The sequence below is a fragment of the Bradyrhizobium sp. HKCCYLRH3073 genome (genome assembly GCF_051167995.1).
Classification (GTDB): Bacteria; Pseudomonadota; Alphaproteobacteria; order Rhizobiales; family Xanthobacteraceae; genus Bradyrhizobium.
The window spans coordinates 60,199-81,295 of the sequence record NZ_JBNPUD010000007.1; the positions used below are offsets into that span (position 1 = coordinate 60,199).

Annotated in this window: 19 protein-coding genes; 5 read left to right on the forward strand and 14 right to left on the reverse strand. The window is 64.8% G+C overall.

The annotated features are described in order from the left end of the window. Positions 1-289 precede the first annotated feature (289 nt). Complete coding sequence (locus ACQR1X_RS17770; protein ID WP_315711588.1) at positions 290-1,003, reverse strand: outer membrane protein; 714 nt, start codon at positions 1,001-1,003, stop codon at positions 290-292. A gap of 265 nt (positions 1,004-1,268) precedes the next feature. Between ACQR1X_RS17770 and ACQR1X_RS17775 the strand changes: the two genes are divergently transcribed. Then, positions 1,269-1,604 carry a DUF3551 domain-containing protein gene (locus tag ACQR1X_RS17775; protein WP_434874407.1) on the forward strand — a complete coding sequence of 112 codons (336 nt, stop codon included), beginning with the start codon at positions 1,269-1,271 and terminating at the stop codon, positions 1,602-1,604. Between the two features lie 105 nt (positions 1,605-1,709). Here ACQR1X_RS17775 and ACQR1X_RS17780 read toward each other — a convergent pair whose 3' ends face one another. Beyond that, on the reverse strand, positions 1,710-2,483 hold the full coding sequence (locus ACQR1X_RS17780) for an outer membrane protein (RefSeq protein ID WP_315799722.1): 774 nt from the start codon (positions 2,481-2,483) through the stop codon (positions 1,710-1,712). A gap of 448 nt (positions 2,484-2,931) precedes the next feature. Continuing rightward, entirely contained in the window at positions 2,932-3,702 is a 771-nt protein-coding gene (locus ACQR1X_RS17785) for a helix-turn-helix transcriptional regulator (protein ID WP_434848753.1), read from the reverse strand. Positions 3,703-3,840: 138 nt separating this feature from the next. On the opposite strand from ACQR1X_RS17785, the gene ACQR1X_RS17790 reads away from it, so the two are divergent. Beyond that, positions 3,841-4,920, forward strand: coding sequence for an alcohol dehydrogenase catalytic domain-containing protein (locus ACQR1X_RS17790; protein WP_434874408.1), 1,080 nt, complete (start codon positions 3,841-3,843; stop codon positions 4,918-4,920). 12 nt (positions 4,921-4,932) lie between these two features. On the opposite strand, the gene ACQR1X_RS17795 is transcribed toward ACQR1X_RS17790, so the two are convergent. The 10 genes from ACQR1X_RS17795 to ACQR1X_RS17840 form a co-directional block, all read right to left on the reverse strand. Further along, on the reverse strand, positions 4,933-5,634 hold the full coding sequence (locus ACQR1X_RS17795) for an ABC transporter ATP-binding protein (RefSeq protein ID WP_316181324.1): 702 nt from the start codon (positions 5,632-5,634) through the stop codon (positions 4,933-4,935). Positions 5,635-5,641: 7 nt separating this feature from the next. Continuing rightward, positions 5,642-6,925 carry a lipoprotein-releasing ABC transporter permease subunit gene (locus tag ACQR1X_RS17800; protein ID WP_316181325.1) on the reverse strand — a complete coding sequence of 428 codons (1,284 nt, stop codon included), beginning with the start codon at positions 6,923-6,925 and terminating at the stop codon, positions 5,642-5,644. 94 nt (positions 6,926-7,019) lie between these two features. Next, complete coding sequence (gene proS, locus ACQR1X_RS17805; protein ID WP_316181326.1) at positions 7,020-8,354, reverse strand: proline--tRNA ligase; 1,335 nt, start codon at positions 8,352-8,354, stop codon at positions 7,020-7,022. Between the two features lie 208 nt (positions 8,355-8,562). Next, positions 8,563-9,060 carry a TlpA family protein disulfide reductase gene (locus ACQR1X_RS17810; protein WP_315799717.1) on the reverse strand — a complete coding sequence of 166 codons (498 nt, stop codon included), beginning with the start codon at positions 9,058-9,060 and terminating at the stop codon, positions 8,563-8,565. Further along, positions 9,057-10,283, reverse strand: coding sequence for a sialidase family protein (locus tag ACQR1X_RS17815; protein ID WP_434899291.1), 1,227 nt, complete (start codon positions 10,281-10,283; stop codon positions 9,057-9,059). Before ACQR1X_RS17815 ends, ACQR1X_RS17810 begins: the two co-directional genes overlap by 4 nt. An 8-nt stretch (positions 10,284-10,291) precedes the next feature. Beyond that, positions 10,292-12,685: a TonB-dependent receptor domain-containing protein gene (locus ACQR1X_RS17820; protein ID WP_434899292.1), complete on the reverse strand. Its 2,394-nt coding sequence runs from the start codon at positions 12,683-12,685 to the stop codon at positions 10,292-10,294. Positions 12,686-12,778: 93 nt separating this feature from the next. Continuing rightward, positions 12,779-13,246, reverse strand: coding sequence for a DUF2946 family protein (locus tag ACQR1X_RS17825; RefSeq protein ID WP_316217863.1), 468 nt, complete (start codon positions 13,244-13,246; stop codon positions 12,779-12,781). Positions 13,247-13,285: 39 nt separating this feature from the next. Continuing rightward, positions 13,286-13,804, reverse strand: coding sequence for a copper chaperone PCu(A)C (locus ACQR1X_RS17830; protein ID WP_434846898.1), 519 nt, complete (start codon positions 13,802-13,804; stop codon positions 13,286-13,288). A gap of 137 nt (positions 13,805-13,941) precedes the next feature. Further along, on the reverse strand, positions 13,942-14,307 hold the full coding sequence (locus ACQR1X_RS17835) for a DUF2946 family protein (RefSeq protein ID WP_315799712.1): 366 nt from the start codon (positions 14,305-14,307) through the stop codon (positions 13,942-13,944). Positions 14,308-14,837: 530 nt separating this feature from the next. Beyond that, positions 14,838-15,683, reverse strand: a complete 846-nt coding sequence (locus ACQR1X_RS17840; protein WP_434874412.1) for a metallophosphoesterase family protein — start codon at positions 15,681-15,683, stop codon at positions 14,838-14,840. Positions 15,684-15,880: 197 nt separating this feature from the next. Between ACQR1X_RS17840 and ACQR1X_RS17845 the strand changes: the two genes are divergently transcribed. Genes ACQR1X_RS17845 through ACQR1X_RS17855 form a run of 3 tightly spaced genes read left to right on the forward strand, consistent with a single transcriptional unit; the run spans position 15,881 to position 19,473 of the window. Further along, positions 15,881-16,909 carry a sugar ABC transporter substrate-binding protein gene (locus ACQR1X_RS17845; RefSeq protein ID WP_434899293.1) on the forward strand — a complete coding sequence of 343 codons (1,029 nt, stop codon included), beginning with the start codon at positions 15,881-15,883 and terminating at the stop codon, positions 16,907-16,909. Between the two features lie 10 nt (positions 16,910-16,919). Beyond that, positions 16,920-18,425, forward strand: coding sequence for a sugar ABC transporter ATP-binding protein (locus ACQR1X_RS17850; protein ID WP_315799709.1), 1,506 nt, complete (start codon positions 16,920-16,922; stop codon positions 18,423-18,425). Between the two features lie 10 nt (positions 18,426-18,435). Beyond that, entirely contained in the window at positions 18,436-19,473 is a 1,038-nt protein-coding gene (locus ACQR1X_RS17855; RefSeq protein ID WP_315799708.1) for an ABC transporter permease, read from the forward strand. A gap of 285 nt (positions 19,474-19,758) precedes the next feature. Here ACQR1X_RS17855 and mtnK read toward each other — a convergent pair whose 3' ends face one another. Then, positions 19,759-21,060 (reverse strand): S-methyl-5-thioribose kinase, encoded by a 1,302-nt coding sequence (gene mtnK, locus ACQR1X_RS17860; RefSeq protein ID WP_434840129.1) that lies wholly within the window; start codon positions 21,058-21,060, stop codon positions 19,759-19,761. Positions 21,061-21,097: the final 37 nt, after the last annotated feature.

Below are 21,097 nucleotides of genomic sequence, written 5' to 3' on the forward strand. Positions count from 1 at the left end.
AACGCGCTCGGAAAACTAAAGCTGTGGAATGATTTGCGCCCAGAGCGCGATCATACCGACGAACAGCGTGATCGACGCCAGCGCGGCGGCTTCTTGAACGAAAACCTTCAGCATCGGGACCTCCCTGAGTCAGAACATATGAAGAACAATGTTCCTTTTCTGTTCTCAGGTCAAGCGCGCTGATCGGCCCGTCGCGGCGCCGGCGCCGCAAATGGTTAATCCGGCCCTCAAACAAAAGCCCCGGCGCGAACGCCGGGGCTCTCCAATCCGCCGATCGGGCGGGATCGACTCAGTAGCGCGTCGCGACCGGGCCACCGAAACGGTAGTTCAGGCGGGCGGTGAACAGATCGACGTCCTGCTTGATGCTGTCGGAGCCGAGCGCGCCGAAGCTGACGGTCTGGCGGTCCATGAACAGATGGTCGTACTCGACGCCCAGCGACCAGTTCGGCGCAAAGCCGTATTCGACGCCGGCACCGACCACGCCGCCCCAGCGCGTGTCGTCGTTTGAGGCGAGGAACGCGCCGGTCGCCGCATTGGTGATCGTGTACTTGTTGCTGGTCACGGCCGCACCGCCCTTGGCGTAGAGCAGCACGTTGTTGATGGCGTAGCCGACCTGGCCGGTGAACAGGCCGAACGCATCGGTCTTGGTGCGGTTACGCGTTCCGAACAGCGCGCTCTGATTGTCGCCGGTGAGGTCGGCCCAGTTACCCTGCGCCTCGACGCCGAACACGATCTGGCCCATCTGCCAGCGATAGCCGACCTGGCCACCGACGGTGCCGCCGGATGCATCATGCGAGCCTTCGCGGCCGCCGCCGACCAGATCCCAGGTATTCTCGCTCCAGCCGCCGCCACCGTTCACGCCGATGTAGAAGCCGCTCCAGTCATAGATCGCAGCCATCACCGGCGGCGGTGCCTTCGTGTAGGGACGCGCGGCGAGATCCGCAGCAAGCGCCGGCGAGGCCAGCACCACGAGCGCCGTCGTCGTCAACAGAAGTTTCTTCATCACAGGTCCAGTCTCGTCTCATTTGGCCCCCAGGCCAGCCGCACCTCTTAACGATCTGCGCCACAATTGCTGTAGCCGCTCGGTCACAGCTCGCTGCTGAAAGGCCGTGAGACATGTCGGGAAATTAATCTGTAATCACAGTGTGTTGATGGAACTTTCCAGCTTGCAATCGAGAGCCGACCGACTACACACGTCAGGGCCGCGCCAGTGCTTCGCCATGATGCACCCGCGTTCTGGTCATCGAAGGGATGAAGGGAGATCGTTGATGCGTGAGGTGTTATTCGCGGCCCTGGCTGCAGCCGGCCTCGTGGTCGCAACCCATGCCCCGGCTCACGCCGTCGGTGTCAGACATGCGTTCTGCCTGCAGGGTGATGAGTTTCCGGGCTTGAGCCACTGCACCTTCGACACTTACGCGCAATGCCAGGCGACGGCGTCGGGACGCCTGCTGAACTGCATCGCGAATCCCTATTTCGCCGGCGTCAGCAATGACCCGCGCGCGACGCCCTATCCGTATCCGCACAGGCCGCGGATCAAGCCGCGTCCGCCGGCGCCCAATCCCTACGCGCCGTTCCCCAACCCGTTCGTGTTCGAAGAGGACTGACCCGTCCCCGCCTTCAACGCGACGCGTTGCCGTCTCAGGCCGTAGCATCAAGGTTCGTCGAAGCCGCGGCTTCGACGAACCGGAGCAATCGAGGGTGACGTTGCGTCAGCGCATCATCCCGAAACCCGGACCGAACTTGTAGTTCAGCTTCACGAGCCCGATGTCGATATCCTGCTTGATGCGATGAGTCATCGCGGGCGCGCCGGCCGCGGCGACGAAGTTCAGGTTCTTGTTGCCCAGGAAAATGTGATCGTATTCGACGCCGACCGACCAGTTCGGCGCAAAGCCATATTCGATGCCGGCACCGACCGTGCCGCCCCAACGCGTCGTGTTGGCCCGATCGAGCATCACGTTGGTGCCCGTGGTGAAGGTGTCGTAGCGATCGCCGACGACCGCGGCACCGCCCTTGATATAGCCGAGAATGTTGTCGAAGGCATACCCGACCTGGCCGGTGAACAGGCCGAAGCCGTTGGTGCGTGACCGGTCGCTGACATTGGGAAGAATCAGGTTGCGATTGGTGCCCTTGAAGTTGGCCCAATCCCCCTGCGCCTCGACGCCGAACACCCAGTTGGCCATCTGGTAGCGGTAGCCGACCTGGCCGCCGACCGCCGCGCCGCCACCGCCGGAACAACCCTCGCGATTGGCGGCCGGGTTCACCGCCACGCCGGCGTTCGAAACCAGATTCCAGCAATCCCGGCTGGAACCGCCGCCGGCGTTGAAGCCGACATAGAAGCCGCTCCAGTCATACACCGTCGCCACGACGGCGGGCGGCGCCTTGGTGTACGGTCCCTTCTTCATTGGAAGATCAGCTGCGAATGCAGACGTCGCCGCCGCGATTGCGCCGAGCCCCACCGTTGCGCCGAAAAGCGTCTTCATCATCGAACTCCGTAGCTTCTGTCCCAAAGTCCCCAGGCCCTCTGGTTCCCTGCGAAAAACATGCAGCGCGACGAAGCGACTATGCCACCCGCATTCGCTCCGCCGACATCAAACCGATGTGCAGATCAGAACCATTCTTTCCGGCTTTTATGGGATTGGGCGCAAAGGCCTGTTTTTCAAGGCTTTGACCGCAACATGAACAAACAACTAATAAGATGTATGGAGGAGTCGTGACCGTCGTCCATCCATGGCCACAATACGAGCGACGGCAAAATCGTGATCGGGAAACTCCCGGTCACGTAACGAACCTTCTGGCGTCCCAGTCGTGGATTCTTCGGGGCAGCACGATGGGTCCTGCGAATGCGTAGCATCATCATCCGCAAAGCAGTCGATTGTATGATGCCTGCCGGGCGAGGCCGAACGCGCGCGCTCGTCCGCAGCGGCGGCGTCATCACGTGTAGTAGATCGCCAGCTTCAGCGCGGGATCGTCGTTGGACTGGAACGTCGCGTATCGCAGCCTCACGCGGCCCTTCTTCGGGTGCTCGAGCAGCTTCTCGCCCGCAGCAAGCGGGTTGATGTCGTGCGCCGCCCACAGACCGTCGAACTCGCGGCTGCCGTGCCGCAGCCGCGCGATCAGATCGACGAAGGCGGGATCGCCCGCCCACAGATCATAGGTCGCGCGAAACTGCGCGACCATGCGTTGCGCCAGCTCCTTCCATTGCGCGCCGAACAGCCGGCGCACGCCGGGCTTGCAAAGCATCAGCACCAGCGTGTTGCGCTCGTCGTCGGCGAGTTGCGAGAAGCCGAAGATCTCGTCCGCCGCGGCATTCCAGGCCAGCACATCCCATCGTCGTCCGGAGATGTAGGCCGGCTGGTTCAGACTCTGCACGAGCTCGCGCAGCCGGACCGGCACCTGCTCGCGCACGAACGGCTTGCGCGTGGGATCGCGCACCAGCGCCTTGAGATGAGCATGCTCGGTTCGGCTCAGGCGCAGGGCGCGCGCCAGCGCATCGATGGTCGAGGAGGACGGCTTCACCGCCCGGCCCTGCTCGATTCGGATGTACCAGTCGACGCCGATGCCAGCGAGCTCGGCCACTTCCTCCCGCCGCAGCCCTGCGGTGCGTCGCCGCCGCCCGGTCGCGAGTCCGACCGCCTGCGGCGTCAGCTTCTCGCGCCGCGAGCGCAGGAAGTTGCCGAGCTCGGCATGGCGCTGATCACTCATGCGCTGGATCCCTCATGGTTCGCTTTCGAGGCGGCTTGCCAGCCTGGGCTTGCCCAATCCCAGGATAATACCAGGCCTTCCTGCGCGGAGCATAGACCGGCAGGCTGCAGCCTCGCCATCGCGAAATGGAGAAGCACCATGAAGGCCGCCGTACTCAAACGATTTGGATCGCCGCTCGAGATCGAGCGTGTCGAAGACCCCGTGCTCGGCACCGGCGAGGTCATCGTCGACGTCGCCGCGGCCGGCGTGCTGTCCTATGCCAACGAGGTTTTCAGCGGCGAGCGGAAGTACCTGCTGGACCTGCCGGTCATCCCGGGGACCGGGGGCATCGGCCGGATCAGCGCCCTCGGCCCCGATGCGACGCATCTCGCGATCGGCGACTGGGTGTACTGCGATCCAACCGTGCGCTCGCGTGACACAGCCCTCGCCCCTGACATCACCCTGCAGGGCCTGAGCGCGCGCGGACCGGGCGGGCTGAAGCTGCAACAGCATTTCCGGCACGGCTCGTTTGCCGAGCGCATGCGCGTGCCGACGGAGAACGCCAAGCCGATCGGGGCCATCGACGCTAACGACGCGGCACGGTGGTGCGCGCTCGGCACCCTGCTCGTGCCCTATGGCGGCTTTCTTGCCGCCCATCTGCAGGCGGGCGAGACCGTCCTGGTCAGCGGCGCCACCGGCCGGTTCGGCAGCGCCGCGGTTGCGGTGGCGCTCGCCATGGGCGCCGCTGCGGTCGTCGCCTCCGGCCGCAACGAGGCCATGCTGGCGGAGCTGAAGCGCCGGTTCGGCCCCCGCGTCCACCCGGTCAGACTCTCCGGCGACGAGAGCGAGGACACCGCACGCATGAAGCGCGCGTCGCCGCGTCCGATCGACTGCGTGCTCGACATCATGCCGCCGTCGGTCTCGGCCGGGGTCGTGCGATCAGCCGTGATGACCGTGCGTCCCTATGGGCGCGTAGTGCTGATGGGCGGCGTCGGGATGCTGGGCGGAGCGGGGCTCGAGCTGCCCTATCCATGGATCATGCGCGACTGCATCACGATCCACGGCGTCTGGATGTATCCGCCGGATGCTGCGGTCAGGATGGTCGCGCTGATCCGGGCCGGGCTGCTCGAGCTCGCGCAGTTCGAGCCCACCTGTTTCGACCTCGATCATGCCAACGACGCGGTCGCCCACGCCGCCGCTCATCGCGAGCCATTCCAGATGACGGTGATCAGGCCCTGACTGCGTCCTGACTCAATCCAGCTCGACGACCTTGCCGCCGACGATGGAGACGCGCCGGTCCATGCGGCCGGCCAGCTCCATGTTGTGGGTCGCGATCAGCATCGCGACCCGCGTGGCCTTCACGAGTTGCATCAGCGCGTGAAAGACGTGATCGGCGGTGGCAGGATCGAGATTGCCGGTCGGCTCGTCCGCCAGCAGCGCACGCGGCGCATTGGCGACCGCACGCGCGATCGCGACGCGTTGCTGCTCGCCGCCGGAGAGTTCGGCCGGGCGGTGCTTGATCCGCTCGCCGAGGCCGAGATAGGCCAGGATCTCGGTCGCCCGCTTCACCGTCTCGGACCGTTTCAAGCCGCGGATCATCTGCGGCAGCATCACGTTCTCCAGCGCCGTAAACTCCGGCAGCAGCCGGTGCGACTGGTAGACGAAACCGATGTCGGTCCTGCGCATCTGGGTGCGCTCGATGTCGGTGAGCTGCGACGTCGGCACGCCCCCGACATAGACCTCGCCCTCGTCGGGGCTCTCCAGGAGGCCCGCGATGTGCAGCAATGTCGACTTGCCTGAGCCCGACGGCGCCACCAGCGCCACCGATTGCCCGGCCCACAGCGCCAGCTTGGCCCCGTCGAGAATGGTCAGCTGCTGCTCGCCCTGCATGTACCGCCGCTTGATCTCGTGGAGATAAACGACCGGCACATCCTCTGCCCCCTGCTCTTCCATCAGCGCCTCACTCGTAGCGAAGCGCTTCGACCGGGTCTAATCGGGCCGCGCGCCAGGATGGATACAGCGTAGCCAGGAAAGACAGGGTCAAGGCCATGATCAGAACGGCCGCAGTCTCGCCGGCATCGATCTCAGCCGGCAGCTTCGACAGGAAATAGAGCTCATTGGGAAACAGATCGGTGCTCGTCAGCCAGGACAGAAACTTCCTGATCGAATCGATGTTCATCGAGATCAGGAGGCCGACGACAAATCCGGTGAGCGTGCCGACCACCCCGATCGAAGCGCCGGTGATCAGGAATATCCGCATGATCGCCCCCTGCGAAGCCCCCATGGTGCGCAGCACGGCGATGTCCTGGCCCTTGTCCTTGACCAGCATGATCAGTCCCGAAACGATGTTGAGCGCGGCGACCAGCACGATCAAGGTCAGGATCAGGAACATCACGTTGCGCTCGACCTGCAGCGCATTGAAGAAGGTCGAGTTGCGCTGGCGCCAGTCGACGAGAAAAATCGGGCGGCCGGCCGCCTCCGTCACCGTCTTGCGAAACTCCTCCACCTTGTCGGGATTGCTGGTGAAGATCTCGATCGCGGTGACGTCGTTGTTGCGGTTGAAATAGGCCTGCGCTTCGGCCAGCGGCATGAAGACGAAGCTGGCGTCGTATTCGGACATCCCGATCTCGAACACCGCCGCGATCTTGTAGGGCTTGATGCGCGGCGTGGTGCCCATCGGCGTCACGGCGCCCTTCGGGGCGACCAGAGTGATGCTGTCGCCGGCATGCAGCGACAATTGGTCGGCAAGCCGGCGGCCGATCGCGACGCCCTGGCCTTCGTCGAAACCTTCCAGCGAGCCCTGCTTGATGTTCTTGGCAATCGACGTCAGGTTCGTGAGGTCCTGCGCGCGAATGCCGCGGATGAACACACCGGACGCATTGAAGGGCGACGAGCCGAGACCTTGTCCGTCGACCACCGGCGCGGCGAGGCGGATGCCCTGCACCTGCGCGATCCGGTCGGAGACGTCCTTCCAGTCGGTGAGCGGCGACTCCAGCGGTTGCACCAGCAGATGCCCGTTCAGGCCGAGGATCTTGTCGAGCAGCTCCTTGCGGAAGCCGTTCATCACCGCCATCACGATGATCAGGGTTGCGACGCCCAGCATGATGCCGAGGAAGGAGAACCCCGCGATCACGGAGATGAACCCCTCCCTGCGGCGCGCACGCAGATAGCGCCCCGACAGCATCCACTCGAAGGGAGCGAAGGGAGTGGTGGTCTGCACCGGTTCGGTCATGGCGTCATCCATTGTGCGATCATCCCATGATTCGGGCCGAATGTGGCCGGATTGGCCTGAAGGGGCGGGCAGCCCCGGTGGATAATCCGATGATCGAACGAGCGCCTCAGCCAGCCGATGTCCCGCCGCCGAGCCGTGCCACGACGTCCGCCGGGGACATCATCTGGCGGGCGCCGTCGCTGCGAGTCTTCACCTCGACCTTGCCTTCGGCAAGGCTCTTGGGTCCGACCATGATCTGCCAGGGGATGCCGATCAGGTCCGCCGTGGCGAACTTGCCGCCGGCGCGCTGCTCGGTGTCGTCGTAGAGCACGTCGACCCCCTTGGCGAGCAGATCGCGATAGAGCTGCTCGCAAGCGGCATCGGTGTCGGAGCCGCCCTGCTTCAGGTTGAGGATGACGGCGCGGAACGGGGCGACCTCCTCCGGCCATTTGATGCCGGCCTCGTCGTGACAGGCCTCGATGATCGCACCAGCCAGCCGTGACACGCCGACGCCATAGGAGCCACCGTGGACGGTGACCTCCGCCCCCTCTGGGCCGGCGACCAGGGCCTTCATCGGCTCGGAATATTTGGTGCCGAAATAGAAGATCTGGCCGACCTCGATGCCGCGGGTATGGACCCGCCGCTCGGCCGGCACCTCGGCCTCGAAGCGGGCCGCGTCATGGACGTCCTCGGTCGCCGCATAGAGCGAGGTCCATTGCTTGATGATCGGGGTCAGGTCGCCGTCATAGTCGACGGAGGCCGGCGGGATCGGCAGGTCGAGCACGTCACGGTCGCAGTAGACGCCGGATTCACCGGTCTCAGCGAGCACGATGAATTCATGGCTGAGATCGCCGCCGATTGGACCGGTCTCGGCGCGCATCGGGATGCCCTTCAGGCCCATCCGCGCGAAGGTGCGCAAGTAGGCGACGAACATCTTGTTGTAGGCGCGCCGCGCGCCGGCTTCGTCGAGATCGAACGAATAGGCGTCCTTCATCAGGAACTCGCGGCCGCGCATCACGCCGAAGCGCGGACGCTGCTCGTCGCGGAATTTCCATTGGATATGATAGAGATTGAGCGGCAAATTGCGGTAGGACTTCACATAGGCACGGAAGATTTCCGTGATCATTTCCTCGTTGGTCGGCCCGTACAGCAACTCACGCTTGTGGCGGTCGCTGATGCGCAGCATCTCCGGCCCATACGCGTCGTAGCGGCCGCTCTCGCGCCAGAGGTCGGCGAGCTGCAGCGTCGGCATCAGCAGTTCCAGCGCACCGGCGCGGTTCTGCTCCTCGCGCACGATCTGCTCGATCTTCTTCAGCACCTTGAAGCCCAGCGGCAGCCAGGCATAGATGCCGGCCGCCTCCTGCCGCAGCATGCCCGCGCGCAGCATCAGACGATGCGAGACGATCTCGGCTTCCTTCGGATTTTCTTTCAGAATGGGTAGGAAAAACCGCGACAGACGCATGGGCGAGGCCTTCAAGATTCGGTTCGGGCTGGCGCAGTCAAACCGGATCAGGCGGCAAAACACAAGGCTGGGTTTGAAAAAAGGCGGCTAAGCCGCCGGATTCCCAATCAATTTACCGGTTCCGCTGAAGTGGAGGATGAACGGCGCACGCCGCCGTGACGAGGCTCGCACTGGGCGCCCGGGCAGGATCCCGCGCGCCCTAGACGCCTTAGTGCCCCCGCCCCTGCTCCGACGACCATTTGTCGAGATCGCTGATCTCGGCGCTGCCTTCGATGGTCGAGACCACGCCCTCGCGGGTCACGAGCATCGTGCGCGGGATGTCGCCCTGCCAGGACGGATCGATCTCGAACCGGAGGCGCTCGACGTAACCGTCGTTGAAGATGAAGTTCTCCGCCGTGGTGAGACCGGCCTTGTCCAGCATGGCCTGGGTCGCAGCATCCAGATTCGGCACCAGGTCGGCGCTGACGGTGACCACGTCGATCTCGGGATGATCGGACATGAACTTGCCGAGCTGCGGCAGCTCGATCTTGCAGGGGCCGCAGGTGACGCCCCAGAAATGGATCAGTGTCGGACGACCCGCATGGGCCCGCAGCACCTCGCGCCAGGTGCCGCGCTCGAACGGCTTCAGCGACGGTGGAGCTGCGGTGCTCGACGCCGTCAAGGCGACGAGGCCAAAGATCGCAAGGGCGGCGAATGCGCGTGTCATGATTCATCTCCGATCGGCTGCAACCGATAGCCGTCCGACTTGGTCATCCAGGACAGGAAGATCTGCCTGCCATGGGCGACCAGCAGCGGATGATCCGACGCATTGTCCGTGCTGGCAAGCGCGCGCGGCTTCGACCACGTCTCGCCATCGTCGCGGGATTGCATCACCATCACCGTGGTGCGCTCGCCGTCGAACTCCTTCCACACCAGCGTCGTGGTGTCCTGGGTCGCGAGCACATAGGGTCGCGTCGGATTGCGGTCGGCCTGGCCGATCGCCATCGGTTCCGAGAACGTCCGGCCGCCGTCGCGCGAATGCGCGTAGAACAGCCCCTTGCGAACCTTGCCGCTGGTGAACCAGGCGACATGATAGGTGCCGGTCGGCGCCACGGTCAGGCTCGGCCCCTGATGCGGGCAGGCCTTGATCTGCCAATCATCGGTGCCGACCCGGTAGACCTCGCCGGGGGTGCCGAGGTCGCTGAACGTGATCACGGCGTGGTCGCGCACGCTGCCTTCGAAGATGTTGCGGAACATCACCACCGGACGTCCCGGCCCCGCGAAGGCAACGCCGAGCCGGCAACATTCGCAGGTGTTGTCCTGGGCCAGCGTCGCTTCGGCATAGGTGGCGCCGCCATCGCGCGACGAGGAGAAGTACAATGCCGCACCCTCGTACGAGCGCCCTGCGGCCCTGGCCGGCACCCGGTTGCGCTTGTCGAGCCACGCCACGAAGACGGTGCCATCCTGGTCCAGCGCCAGCGCCTCGAAGCGCTGGCTTTCGTTGTTCGACGTGATGGGACGGGGCGCCGCGAAGCTCTTGCCGCCATCCTCCGACCTGGAGTACAGCACCTGCCCGTTGAACGCCTGGTCGCGGAAGATCGAGAACGCCACTGCTATAACGCCTTTGCGATCGACCACCAGCTTCGGCCGGGCATCAGGCCCCCAGTCGAGATTGAGCTGCTGCTCGGTGACCGGCGCGGCGGCGGAATACGTTTTCCCGCCGTCGGTCGAGCTCGCCACCGACACCCGTCCTCCGGCCATCCAGACGAGCCAGAGCTTGCCGTCTTCAGCGAAGAATGGCGTCACCTTGGTGGCGCATCGGAGCTCGTTGCCCTCGCATGCCGCCTCCGACCCGTGCTGGTGCGCCATCTGGGCTCGGGCGGTGAGCGGACAAAGCATGGCGATCGCCAGCCCGACGAGCCCGCTCCGAAGCCGTGCGATCCTTGTCATTTCGGTCCTCATCGGAATGCCACCTTCATCCCGGCCAGGAACGCGCGCGGCGAGCCGGCGTAGATCGTTCCCGTGCCTGCCAGTCCCTGCACGCCGGCGCCCGTCACCGTATTCTGCAGGTTGTTCGCGGAGGCGATGTAAGTGCGGTCGAACACATTGCGGACTTCGAAGAAGACGTTCATCGACTTGAACGTGTCCGAGGCAAGCTCGGTCTTGTAGTGGACGTTCAGATTGACGAGCTCGTAGCCCGGCGCCTTCAGCAAATTCGCATTGTCCATATAGAACGAGTCCTTCCACTGGACCTCGACGAACGCACCAAGTCCCGCGAACCGCCCGCTGTCGTGATCGTAGCCGAGCCGCGCGGTCAGCTCGTTCGGCGAGATGCCGGGGATCTTGTTGCCGGCGCGGTTGAAGCCGAACAGGTTGCTGCCGTTCACAAGGTTCTCAGAATACTCGGTGTAGACTTGGTCGAGGTAGGTGTAGGCAGCGGTGAACCGCCAGCCCGGCAGGACCCGCCAATCGGCCGCCAATTCGACGCCGCGATGCTCCGAACGCGGTGCGTTGAAGGTGTAGGACGTGTTCTGCGTCCCTGTGACGGCCTGGGTGACGATCTCGTTGCGGAAGAACTCGTAGAAGCCCGTTGCGCTGAGGGTCAGAGACCGGTTCGGCGTCCAGTCGAACCCCACGTCGTAGCCCAGATTGGTCTGCGACTTCAGCTGCGTGTTGTTGCCGAAATCGCCGGTCGGCAGCACGAACAGGTTGGAGACCTGCGGCGTGCCGTACCCGGTGGCGACGCGAGCTCGCAGCAGCCAGCCGCTATTCACCCTGTAGAGCAGTGCTAGCTCGGGGGCGAGATTGTCGAACTGCCGGTCCGCCGTCGTGATCGTGGTCGTCGTTGCCGTCGCGCCGTAGGTGTAGGCGGTGTTCACGCCGCGCAGATGGGTGCGCTCCCAGCCGAGACCGGCCACCCCCGTCAGTGCCGACGTCAACTTGAGCTCCTCGCGGGCTCGCAGGCCGTAGTTGGTGGTCTCGCTCCAGGTGTTGGCCGAGAGGCCGCCGAGCGCTGCGTTGCCGCCGGGCACGACGAAGCGCGTATCTCCGGACGCGGTCAGCGTGTTGTAGAACGCGCCGAAGAAGGCGGTCGATTCCAGCCCGAAGATCTCTCCCCTCTTGGTGATGTCGCTCATGTAGTTGTAGGACGGATAGTCGCCGATCGCGCTGGTCGATCCTGTCGGCTGGCTGATGTTGCGGTCGTCGAACACGAACTGGTTGCGCCAGGTCGTGTCGTTGTCGAAGTCGTGCTCCCAGCGGCCGCCGACGATCGTGCGTCGATCGTTGCGGCCGAGCCCCGCCTGCAACGCGGTCTCCTGATCAACCCCACCGAGCGTATTGATTCCATTCTTGTTGAGCCCGACGGTCGCGCAGCCGGCCGCCACAGACGTTCTCGTGGTGCAGCCCTGCTGATATGGATTCTGATAGTACTGGCTCAGCGTGTATCGAATCGGCAGCCGCGTAAACAGGTCGTTGTTGATGATCTTGACCGTGAAGCGGTCATCCGGCGTCGCCTTGTAGGTGCCGAGGAAGTTGACCGTCTGGGTGTTGAACCAGCCGTTGCCGAGATAGCCGTCGCCGCGGACGTCGCTGGTGAACAACGAGCCCTCGAAATTGCCGACCTTCTTGCCGAAGGTCATGTAGTTGCTGAGATAGCCGAAGCTGCCGCCCTCGCTGCCGATCTCCGCGCCGTCGATGCTGCCGCCCGGACGGGTGCGGAAGTTGATGGCGCCTCCGGTCGCATAGTTGCCGTAGAGCGCCGAGGACGGGCCGCGGATGACGTCGACCGCGCCATAGGCGTGGGGATCGATCAGGTCGCTGCGCGACAGCCCGTCCGGCTGCGTGACGGGAAAGCCATCCTCGAACAGCGCGATGTTGCGGATGCCGAAGCCGTTGCGGGCGTTGGAGCCTCGGATCGAGATGCCGAGATCGCGCGGTCCGTTGCCCTGCTTGAGCGAAACACCGGGGCTTTCGCGCAGGATGTCGCCGACGGAAAACGCAGGCCGGTCATCGTAGCGGCTGCGGTCGATGGTGGTTGCGGTCTGGCCGGACGGCGACTGGCTGAGCTGGTTGCGGGCGGCGCCGACAGCCGAGGCTGGGTCGGACACCGCTCCTCCCGGCCCGGAGCTGCCGGCCACGGATGCGCCGGCCGGCTTCGGCGCGCGGGGGCGGACGGAGGCGGCCTGCACAACCGGCTTGCGCACGGTCCGTTGTGGTGCTGCACGCGGCGCGTCGACGGTGACGGACGGCAATTCCTTCTCGGTCTCGGCGCGCGCGATCGTGGCCGGTTGCAGCAGCATGAGCTGCAAGGCGACCACGCTCACGCCACCCAGGGCATGACGACGGAACATGTTTGACTTCCCCGATGCCGGCTCTACACGGCCGGTCTTCCTGGTTCAAAACGGATCGGCGCGCTGCTGCGGCGCCGACGACGAGTTCTGTGCTCAGGAGAGGAACGGGGGTCCTCTTGGTTGCGCCTGCGCCCGGGCGAGGAGATGAACGAGGCGGAGCTCGCGCGCAGTCCAGACGATGGACGCCGTCAGACGCAGCGGAGCCGCATCGAATGGCGCCGGCGGCGCATCGAGCGCCGCAGCGGCGTGCAGCACGCAGCACATGACGCAGTCAAGGCCGCAGGCAGCGCGGTCGGTATCACCATTAGAGGGCGCCGCATCCGTCTCGGCATGGCAGATCGCCGTCCCGCCGAACGGATCGACCGTCACGATCGTCGCTGCCGTCAGGGCGGACGCCGCCACTGGCGCCAACACCTGCAACAGCATTGCTAGCAGCGCGACCGGCAGATATCGGACGAACTTCTGACGGACATTGGCAGGACGTCGGGTGCGGTCGGCCGCCAGCAGCCGGCTCGCGCGCGAGCCGGCTATCATGGCGGCGTTCAACACCCGTTGCGTCATCGAGGCCGGCCTCTCCGTCGGAGCCGCAGAGCGCCCGGCCTACATCTTCATGCCGGAATGATCATGCTGCTTCATCATGCCGCCGCCCTCGCCGCCTGGTGCCTTGGCGCCGACCGCCTGCACCTCGAGCGTCACGGCCACCTTGCCGGCCTTCTCGAACTCCAGCGTGACCGGCAGCTTGTCGCCCTGCTTCAGCGGGCTCTTCAGATCCATCAGCATCAGGTGATAGCCGCCCGGCGCCAGCGCGACGGTCTTGCCCGGCTCGATCGTGAGTCCCTTGTCGAGGGGACGCATGGTCATGACGCCGTTGGTGACGGCCATCTCGTGAATCTCGACTCGCCCGGCGACGTCGCCGGTCACCGCGACGAGGCGGTCGGGCGCGCTGCCCTTGTTCTCGATGGTCAGATAGCCGGCGCCCGTCTTGGCGCCGCCCGGCGTGGCGCGGCTCCAAGGCTGGGTGATGACGAGGTCACCGGCCTTCACGTCCGCGGCCAAGGCGGCGGAAGATCCTCCCAACAGGAGAGCGAATGCGAGCAGAGAGCGTCCGAGGAAGGTCATGTCGATTATCCTTCTTGTCTTGGCGGCGATGCGCCAGCTTGGTTGATCGGCGCATGTCCGCACGGCGATCGCCGCGCAGACAACGCAGGTCATGGTGATGTGATTTGGGAGGTCAGGGCCGCACGACGGCCAGCGCGTCACGCTGCGGGCGGAGCCCGTGCCTGCGCGTTCGAAAAAGCCTTGGTGATCCCGTCAGCCCGGTCACCGGCGCGCCACACGACCTCGCCCGAATCGCGTTGCGGAACGGCGATGGTGGAGAGCTCTGGCCCATCCAGTGTGACCGGCTGCGCCAGGCAGCACAGCGAACAGCCGTGAAGCGCAGGGCTCGCCGGCGACCCATCGTCAATCGGCTGGGAACCCAGCTGGCCGTGGCAGATCTCAAGTCCGTACAGGGGATCGGCCGCGGCTGATGCCGCCGCCCAGGCAACACCGATCGGCGCCAGGATCTGCACCATCAGTGCGATCAGCATGATCGGGAGAAACGCCTGCAGCCGCTGCCGCATCAAAGCCTGCCAAATGAACCGAATTCTTGTGCCCGAGTGGACGCCCGGAGTCGAGGTCGCGCAGGGCACAGTCGGCACATTTCGCCAGCGGTCGTTGATTAAGAACAATCCCGCCGCGCCTCAGGGGCCGCCGTCAAATACGGTAACTTGGCACCTATCACGAGAAAACACGAAAATAAAACTCGTCAATTGCAAGCACTTACCGATCATTTCAGGAAGTGCGCGAAATTTGAACAATCGTTGCCGAAAAGGATGACAAACGCAAAAAGATCGTCTACGAATTTGGGCCTCAGGCTAACGCTTGCGGAAGTCTGGTGGTCCAAGTCTCGGGAGGAGCCCTGGCGCGCAACAAGCAGCGTCACCCCGCTTAACAAGATCAAATCTGAACTTGCGGGATATCTAAAGGGTCGACACAATTTCCGAGCAGGGCCCGCTGCCCTGCTCTATTTTTTTGCAGTCCTCGCAGGGCAGCCACCGTCTTCATTACGGTATTGCGGGCCGCATGAACGCCACCTGAACACGCCACCACCTCAAGCCACCGCAGCCGTCGCGAAGCGTGTCAATGGCGCACGCCACCGCGCCTTGGCCTTTGGCCAAGGCAACGTCACCGACAGCGGTTCGCGGCCCGTCACGCTCCAGCGCAACGAACCATCTCCGATATCGAGAAGGCCAGCCGCTTCGGCTGGATCGCCCGAGATGAACGTCTCGGTCAGCGACTGCAACGTCAGATGCGGTGTGCCATCGACCGTCGTCATCGTATTCCAATGGACATGCCCGGCGAGCGCGACGATCGGGCACGGCGCATCCGCGATCGCCGCGCGGATCGCATCGGTCTCGGCATAAGCCGCGTGTTCCGGATTGGCTTCGAAGTAGTAGTTGCCGGTCTGAGCCTGTCCTGACAACGGCACGTGGCTGACGAGCAGGGTCGGCCGGTCATCCTGGGCAAGCAGCTGGACCAACGCGCCGAGATCGCCCGCGGAGAGGCGAAAGCCACGGCTCCGCGTCAGACTCACGTCGGGTTGCCAGAACACGCATCTGACATCGCCGATGTTCAGAGCCCGCGACCCGCTCGGACGATCCATGATCGCTTCATTATCGGCGAGACTGAGCAATGCGACATCATGATTGCCGCTGACATGATGATGCGCCGGCGCAAGCTTTGCGAAACACATCGCGACGTCGCTTTGCAGCAGACGATCGCGCTCGGGATCTTCGTCGGAAATCCGGTCGCCGAGATCGATGACCGCAGCGATGTTTTCGGCGTTCATCTGCGTGACGAAGCGCTCGAGCAATGGCAGCGCCACCGATCCACGCTTCGTCTGCGTGTCCCGGCCGTGATGGATGTCGGCGATCACGGCGATGCGTGTCGTTGCCAAAGGCTCTCTCCCAAAGCTGCGCTGCCGCGTACCACGGGTGCATCACGGTTTTCTGACATTGCGCGTGCAGCGCGAAAGCCATCCAGTGCAACGCACAACATCCGGCTGTGGCGTGATGAATTGGGTTGTGAAACACTGCAGATCTTGGCGGCGCGATCAATGACGCCGCCGGACAACGATGGGACAGGGAGCACGGGATGCCCGGCACTGACAAAACGTCCAAGAAAACGACCAGGCGCGATCTTCTCCAGGCGGCGACGGCCGCGGGCTCTGCGGCCGCGCTGCTCGCCGGCTTCGGCATCAATCCGGCGATGGCCGCCGAGATGGGCCGTTCCGAAAAGCCGCTCAAGGCGGCGTTCTCCAATGCCGGACTGCAGGCGACCTGGTGCGCCCAGGGCAAGCAGGCCGCGGAATGGTGGGGCAAGCTGCTCAACATCGAGGTCACCTGGTTCGACGGCCAGCTCGATGCGGTGAAACAGCGCGCCGCGATCGACAACATGGCGTCGCAGAAGTGGGATTTCGTCGCCATCCAGGCGTTCGGCATCGGCACCCTGACCCAGCCGGTGCAGAAGATGATCGACGCCGGCATTCCCGTCATCGACATGGACACGCTGATCGCCCCGCTCGATCAGATCAATGTCCACTCGTTCCTGGCACCCGACAACGAGTTCATGGGCGCATCCGTCACCCAGGCGTTGGCGAACGCGATGGGCGGCAAGGGCAAGATCATCATGACGCAGGGCGCGCTCGGCCATACCGGCGCACAGGGCCGCGCCAAGGGCTTCAATTCGGTGATCAAGCAGTTCCCGAACATCGAGGTGCTGGACACGCAGCCGGCCGACTGGGACGTGTCGAAGGCGGCGCGGCTGTGGGAGACCTATCTCACGAAATATCCGCAGATCGACGCGGCGTTCTTCCACAATGACGACATGGCGCTTGCCGCCTACAACATCATGAAGGCGCGCAACCGCACCAACATCCTGATCGGCGGCGTCGACGCCATGCCGCCTGCGATCCAGGCGGTCAGCGACGGCCGCATGTTCGCGACCGTGCGCAATCCGTCCTGCCGCATCCACGGCGGCGCGATCGTGGCCGGCGTCGCGGCGGTCACCGCCGGCGAGAAGAGCGGCCAGGGCATTCCGAAGCACGTCATCACCGACGGTCCGGTCGTGACCAAGGCGAATGCCGCCGGCATGCAATGGATGGAGGATCATTTCCTGATCTGAAGTCCCTCCCATGTCGAACAGCCGCCCGCCGCTTCTGGAACTGCAGGACATCACCAAGTCGTTCGGCGGCGTCACCGCGTTGCGCGGCGTCGACTTCACGCTTCGCCCCGGCGAGATCCATGGTCTCGTCGGGGAGAACGGCGCCGGCAAGAGCACGCTGATGAAGATCATCGCCGGCGTGCATACCGGATTCTCCGGCCGCTTCCTGCTCGACGGCCGTGAGGTTCACTTCAACTCTGCCCGGGATGCCCGTGCAGCCGGCATCGCCATGGTCCATCAGGAGCTGAGCGTCGCCCCGGATCTCACGGTGGCCGAGAACGTGTTTCTCGGCAACCAGCCGACCAATGCGCTGGGCATCGTGCAGTGGCGCCGGATGGCGCGCGAGGCCGCCGAGCAGCTCAAGCGCCTTGGCATCGACGCCGATCCGATGAGCCGGCTCGGCGATCTCCCGATCGGCGTGCAGCAGCTGATCGAGATCGCGCGCGTGCTGTTCTCCGGCGCCCGCATCATCATCCTGGACGAGCCGACCTCGGCGCTGTCGCCGCCCGAAGTCGAGCGGCTGTTCGCGGCGCTGCGCAAGCTACGCGAGCAAGGCACGGGGATCATCTTCATCTCGCACTTTATCGAGGACATCCTGCTGATCTCCGACGAGGTCACGGTGTTCCGCAACGGCCGCAAGATCATGGAGACGCGTGCCGCGGACACCAGCAAGGCCGCGCTGATCGAGGCCATGATCGGCAAGGGACGCGATGCGCTGGAGGACAGCTACACCCACGACATCACCCTGCCCGCGCCCACGGCCGGCAAGCCCGTGGTCGTCGAAGCCGACGGCCTGTCGCTGGCGCGCAATCTGAAGCGCGTCTCGTTCGCCGTGCGCGCCGGCGAGGTGCTCGGCATCTACGGCTTCATGGGCTGCGGCCAGCTCGAGCTGGCGCGGATCCTGTTCGGCAAACTCGCACCCGACGCCGGCGAGTTGCGCATCGCCGGCGAGCGCAACCGCTTCAAGAGCACGGCGGATGCGCGCCGCGCCGGCATCGCTTTCGTGCCGGAGAGCCGCCGCGACATGCTGTTCCTGCAGGAGCCCGTCTACAAGAACGTCTCGATCAGCATCCTCGACCGCATCAACGCGGTGCTGCTGAAGCCCGCACACGAGCGCGCGCTCGCGAAGCGCCAGGTCGAGCAGTTGCAGATCCGGCCTGCCGATGTCGAGATCGACCTCGGCCTGCTCTCCGGCGGCAACCAGCAGAAGGTGGCGCTCGCCAAATGGCTCAGCCATCCGCCGCGGCTCCTGGTGTTGTGCGAACCGACGCGAGGCATGGATGTCGGCGCCAAGAGCGACGTCATCCAGATCGTGCGGCAACTGCGCGACCAGGGCATCGCCGTGATCGTGCTCTCGACCGAGCCGGAGACCGTGCTGTCGCTGGCCGATCGCGTCATCGTGCTCAAGCGCGGCGAGGTCGTGCGCGAATTCGCCGGCGAGACCATCAGCAAAGACCGTCTGCTCGAGGCGGCGTAGGGAGATTGTCATGGCGCATGGCGAGACCGTTCCGATGCCGGAGGCGCAGCCGCGGCGCGCCGGCGGGGTCGCAGCGCTGCTGCGCTCACAGATGCGCAACATCGCGCCGTTCCTGACGCTGATCTTCCTCACCGCGTTCTTCGCGATCGCAAGCCCATCTTTCGCAACGCTCGACAATGTCGGCAACATCCTGACCCAGGTATCGGTCACCGGCATCATTGCGGTGGGCCTCACCTTCGTCATCCTGTGCGCGGAGATCGACCTCTCGATCGCCGCCATCGCCAACGTCACCGGCATCGCCGTGGCCTACTTCACCCTGCAGGAGTCCTACGTCAACATCGCCAACCTGCCGATGCCCGGCTTTGCCGCCATCCTGCTCGCGCTCGCGCTGTGCGCGCTGCTCGGCGTGGTCAACGCCTTCGGCCTGACCGTGATCGGCATTCCCTCGTTTATCATGACGCTCGCGATGATGCAGATCGCCGCAGGCATCTCGGCGATGCTGGTGCGCGGCCAGATCGCCTACAAGGTCCCGCCCATCATCACGACGCTCGGTTCAGGCTCGATCGCGGGCGTGCCCTGGATCGTGATCGTGGCGGCGCTGATGCTGCTGCTCGGGCACCTCGTGCTGACCTACACGCGGTTCGGCCGCTACGTCTACATGGTCGGCGGCAACCGCGAGGCGGCGGAATATTCCGGCCTGAACGTCAAGCTCATCCTCGGCAGCGTGATGGTGATTTCGGCGGTGTGCTCCGGGATCGGCGGCATGCTCGGCGTGGCGCATTTCGGCAGCGCGCAGCAGAACGAGTTCGACACCTACCTGCTGGACTCGATCGCCGCCGTCGTGGTCGGCGGCACCAGCCTGTTCGGCGGCCGCGGCGGGATCGGCAACACCATCGTCGGCCTGTTCGTGCTCGGCGTCCTCAACAACGGCCTCGACCACGTCAACATCGACAGCTTCCTGAAAATCCTGATCCGCGGCCTGATCCTGCTGGCGGCACTGGTGATCAACGTCTACGCACAACGGCTGCGGGCCAAGGCGGCGGACTAACTGGGATGCCGTAGGGTGGGCAAAGCCGCCGCCCGCAGGGCGGCAGCGTGCCCACCGTCCATCAGCAAGCTTGGTGCGAAAATGGTGGGCGCGGCGCGGGAAAGAACGAGGCCGAGCTGATGCATCGCGGCGCGCCTTTGCCCAGCCTACGCACCTGCTTCCATCATTGCGAGCGAATTGACATGTCCGCCGAAGGCGTAGGCGGAAGCAATCCAGGGCGTCACGCGCGCCTCCGGATTGCTTCGTCGCTTCGCTTCTCGCGGTGACGGGAGCCTCTGTCGAGGTCTAGAACCCCGGCTGCCAATGACGCAGCTCGCGCGCGGCCTTCGTTACCGTGTCGATCGACGTAAACGATGCCGTCTCAAGCATCAGCGTCCGCGCGAGCCGCAGCGCCCTCGCCTCACACACCGCGCGCTGCTTGGCATCCTCGATCAGCTCGAAGTCGATGTTGTGCGCGAGACCCAGGATGCGGCGGATGATCTTCGCCGCCGTGAAGCCGACGGCATCCTGGAACAATCCGGCCATGTATGCCTGACGCTCCGTCTCCAGCCGTGTCGCTCCCGCTTCGCCCGGAAACAGCGACGGCGGATAGGCATCACCGGTCGCCTCACTCCGCCACAGCGCCAGGAACTTGTCGGCAAACCCGGTCCAGACTTCATCGACAGTCGCAAGCACCCAGCTTTCGAAGGCGTCCCTACTACCGCGCTCCTGCTCATGTCCTTCGGAGGCGAAATACGCCATCAGCAAATTGGCCAGCACGGCACCGACGTCAAAACCCATCGGGCCGTAGAAGGCGAATTCCGGATCGATCACCCGGGTCTCGGTATTCGTCACCATGATCGATCCCGTGTGCAGATCGCCATGGATCAGCGCCTCGGCGCATGACAGGAATTTCAGCTTGAGCCGGGAGATCGCGACGTGCAGATCGAGATCGGCACGGATCTCGGCGGCCGTGGCGTCGAGCCACGGTGACGTCCAGCGATTCTGCTCGGCGATGCGATAGGGGTCGGTGAAGATCAGGTCCTCGGTGATCTTGCACAGCGCATGATTGCCGGCAAAGCTCGCAATCGCATCCTTCTTCGCGGCGGCAGACAGCGCGAGGTCGGACGAGAAGAACAGCGTTCGCGCCATGAAGGTCGTGATGTGATCGACGAAGGCCGGGTAGATCGTGCCCGCGACCAGTCCCCTGCGCATGATGATGTGCGGCTCGAGCAGCTCCATCGCCGTCAGCGCCAGCGCCGGATCATGGTGAATGATGGCCGGCACGAGGCCGGGGCCAAGGCGGTTCTGATACGTCAGCGCCAGATGCTCATAGTGGGCGCGTGACAGCGGCAGCGGCCAACTCTCGCCGACCAGCCGCACGTAAGGCAACGCCTGCTTCACTGCGAGTCCGCCGGACGATCCCTTGACGATGAAGACCAGGTTGAGGTTGCCATCGCCGACCTCGGTGATCGACCAGCGCTCAGCCGATCCGCCGAGTTGCCCTGCGACCGAAGGAATCCCCGCGAGATGGTTTCGAAGATCAATCTCGTTCAGAATGCGATAGCCCGATGGCGTCCCGTTCCGGGCCTCGGCCGATGTCATCACGCGCAACCTCCCTGTCGGTCTTGTTTTGACCTCCTAT

Excerpts from the sequence above, each read along its gene's own strand:
- ACQR1X_RS17830 (WP_434846898.1), bottom strand. The coding sequence starts at position 13,804 with ATGACCTTCCTCGGACGCTCTCTGCTCGCATTCGCTCTCCTGTTGGGA.
- ACQR1X_RS17800 (WP_316181325.1), bottom strand. The coding sequence starts at position 6,925 with ATGGATGACGCCATGACCGAACCGGTGCAGACCACCACTCCCTTCGCT.
- ACQR1X_RS17780 (WP_315799722.1), bottom strand. The coding sequence starts at position 2,483 with ATGATGAAGACGCTTTTCGGCGCAACGGTGGGGCTCGGCGCAATCGCG.
- ACQR1X_RS17825 (WP_316217863.1), bottom strand. The coding sequence starts at position 13,246 with ATGACGCAACGGGTGTTGAACGCCGCCATGATAGCCGGCTCGCGCGCG.
- ACQR1X_RS17790 (WP_434874408.1), top strand. The coding sequence starts at position 3,841 with ATGAAGGCCGCCGTACTCAAACGATTTGGATCGCCGCTCGAGATCGAG.
- ACQR1X_RS17795 (WP_316181324.1), bottom strand. The coding sequence starts at position 5,634 with ATGGAAGAGCAGGGGGCAGAGGATGTGCCGGTCGTTTATCTCCACGAG.
- ACQR1X_RS17815 (WP_434899291.1), bottom strand. The coding sequence starts at position 10,283 with ATGACAAGGATCGCACGGCTTCGGAGCGGGCTCGTCGGGCTGGCGATC.
- ACQR1X_RS17835 (WP_315799712.1), bottom strand. The coding sequence starts at position 14,307 with ATGCGGCAGCGGCTGCAGGCGTTTCTCCCGATCATGCTGATCGCACTG.
- ACQR1X_RS17850 (WP_315799709.1), top strand. The coding sequence starts at position 16,920 with ATGTCGAACAGCCGCCCGCCGCTTCTGGAACTGCAGGACATCACCAAG.
- ACQR1X_RS17810 (WP_315799717.1), bottom strand. The coding sequence starts at position 9,060 with ATGACACGCGCATTCGCCGCCCTTGCGATCTTTGGCCTCGTCGCCTTG.
- ACQR1X_RS17775 (WP_434874407.1), top strand. The coding sequence starts at position 1,269 with ATGCGTGAGGTGTTATTCGCGGCCCTGGCTGCAGCCGGCCTCGTGGTC.
- proS (WP_316181326.1), bottom strand. The coding sequence starts at position 8,354 with ATGCGTCTGTCGCGGTTTTTCCTACCCATTCTGAAAGAAAATCCGAAG.
- ACQR1X_RS17820 (WP_434899292.1), bottom strand. The coding sequence starts at position 12,685 with ATGTTCCGTCGTCATGCCCTGGGTGGCGTGAGCGTGGTCGCCTTGCAG.
- ACQR1X_RS17770 (WP_315711588.1), bottom strand. The coding sequence starts at position 1,003 with ATGAAGAAACTTCTGTTGACGACGACGGCGCTCGTGGTGCTGGCCTCG.
- ACQR1X_RS17855 (WP_315799708.1), top strand. The coding sequence starts at position 18,436 with ATGGCGCATGGCGAGACCGTTCCGATGCCGGAGGCGCAGCCGCGGCGC.
- ACQR1X_RS17845 (WP_434899293.1), top strand. The coding sequence starts at position 15,881 with ATGCCCGGCACTGACAAAACGTCCAAGAAAACGACCAGGCGCGATCTT.
- ACQR1X_RS17785 (WP_434848753.1), bottom strand. The coding sequence starts at position 3,702 with ATGAGTGATCAGCGCCATGCCGAGCTCGGCAACTTCCTGCGCTCGCGG.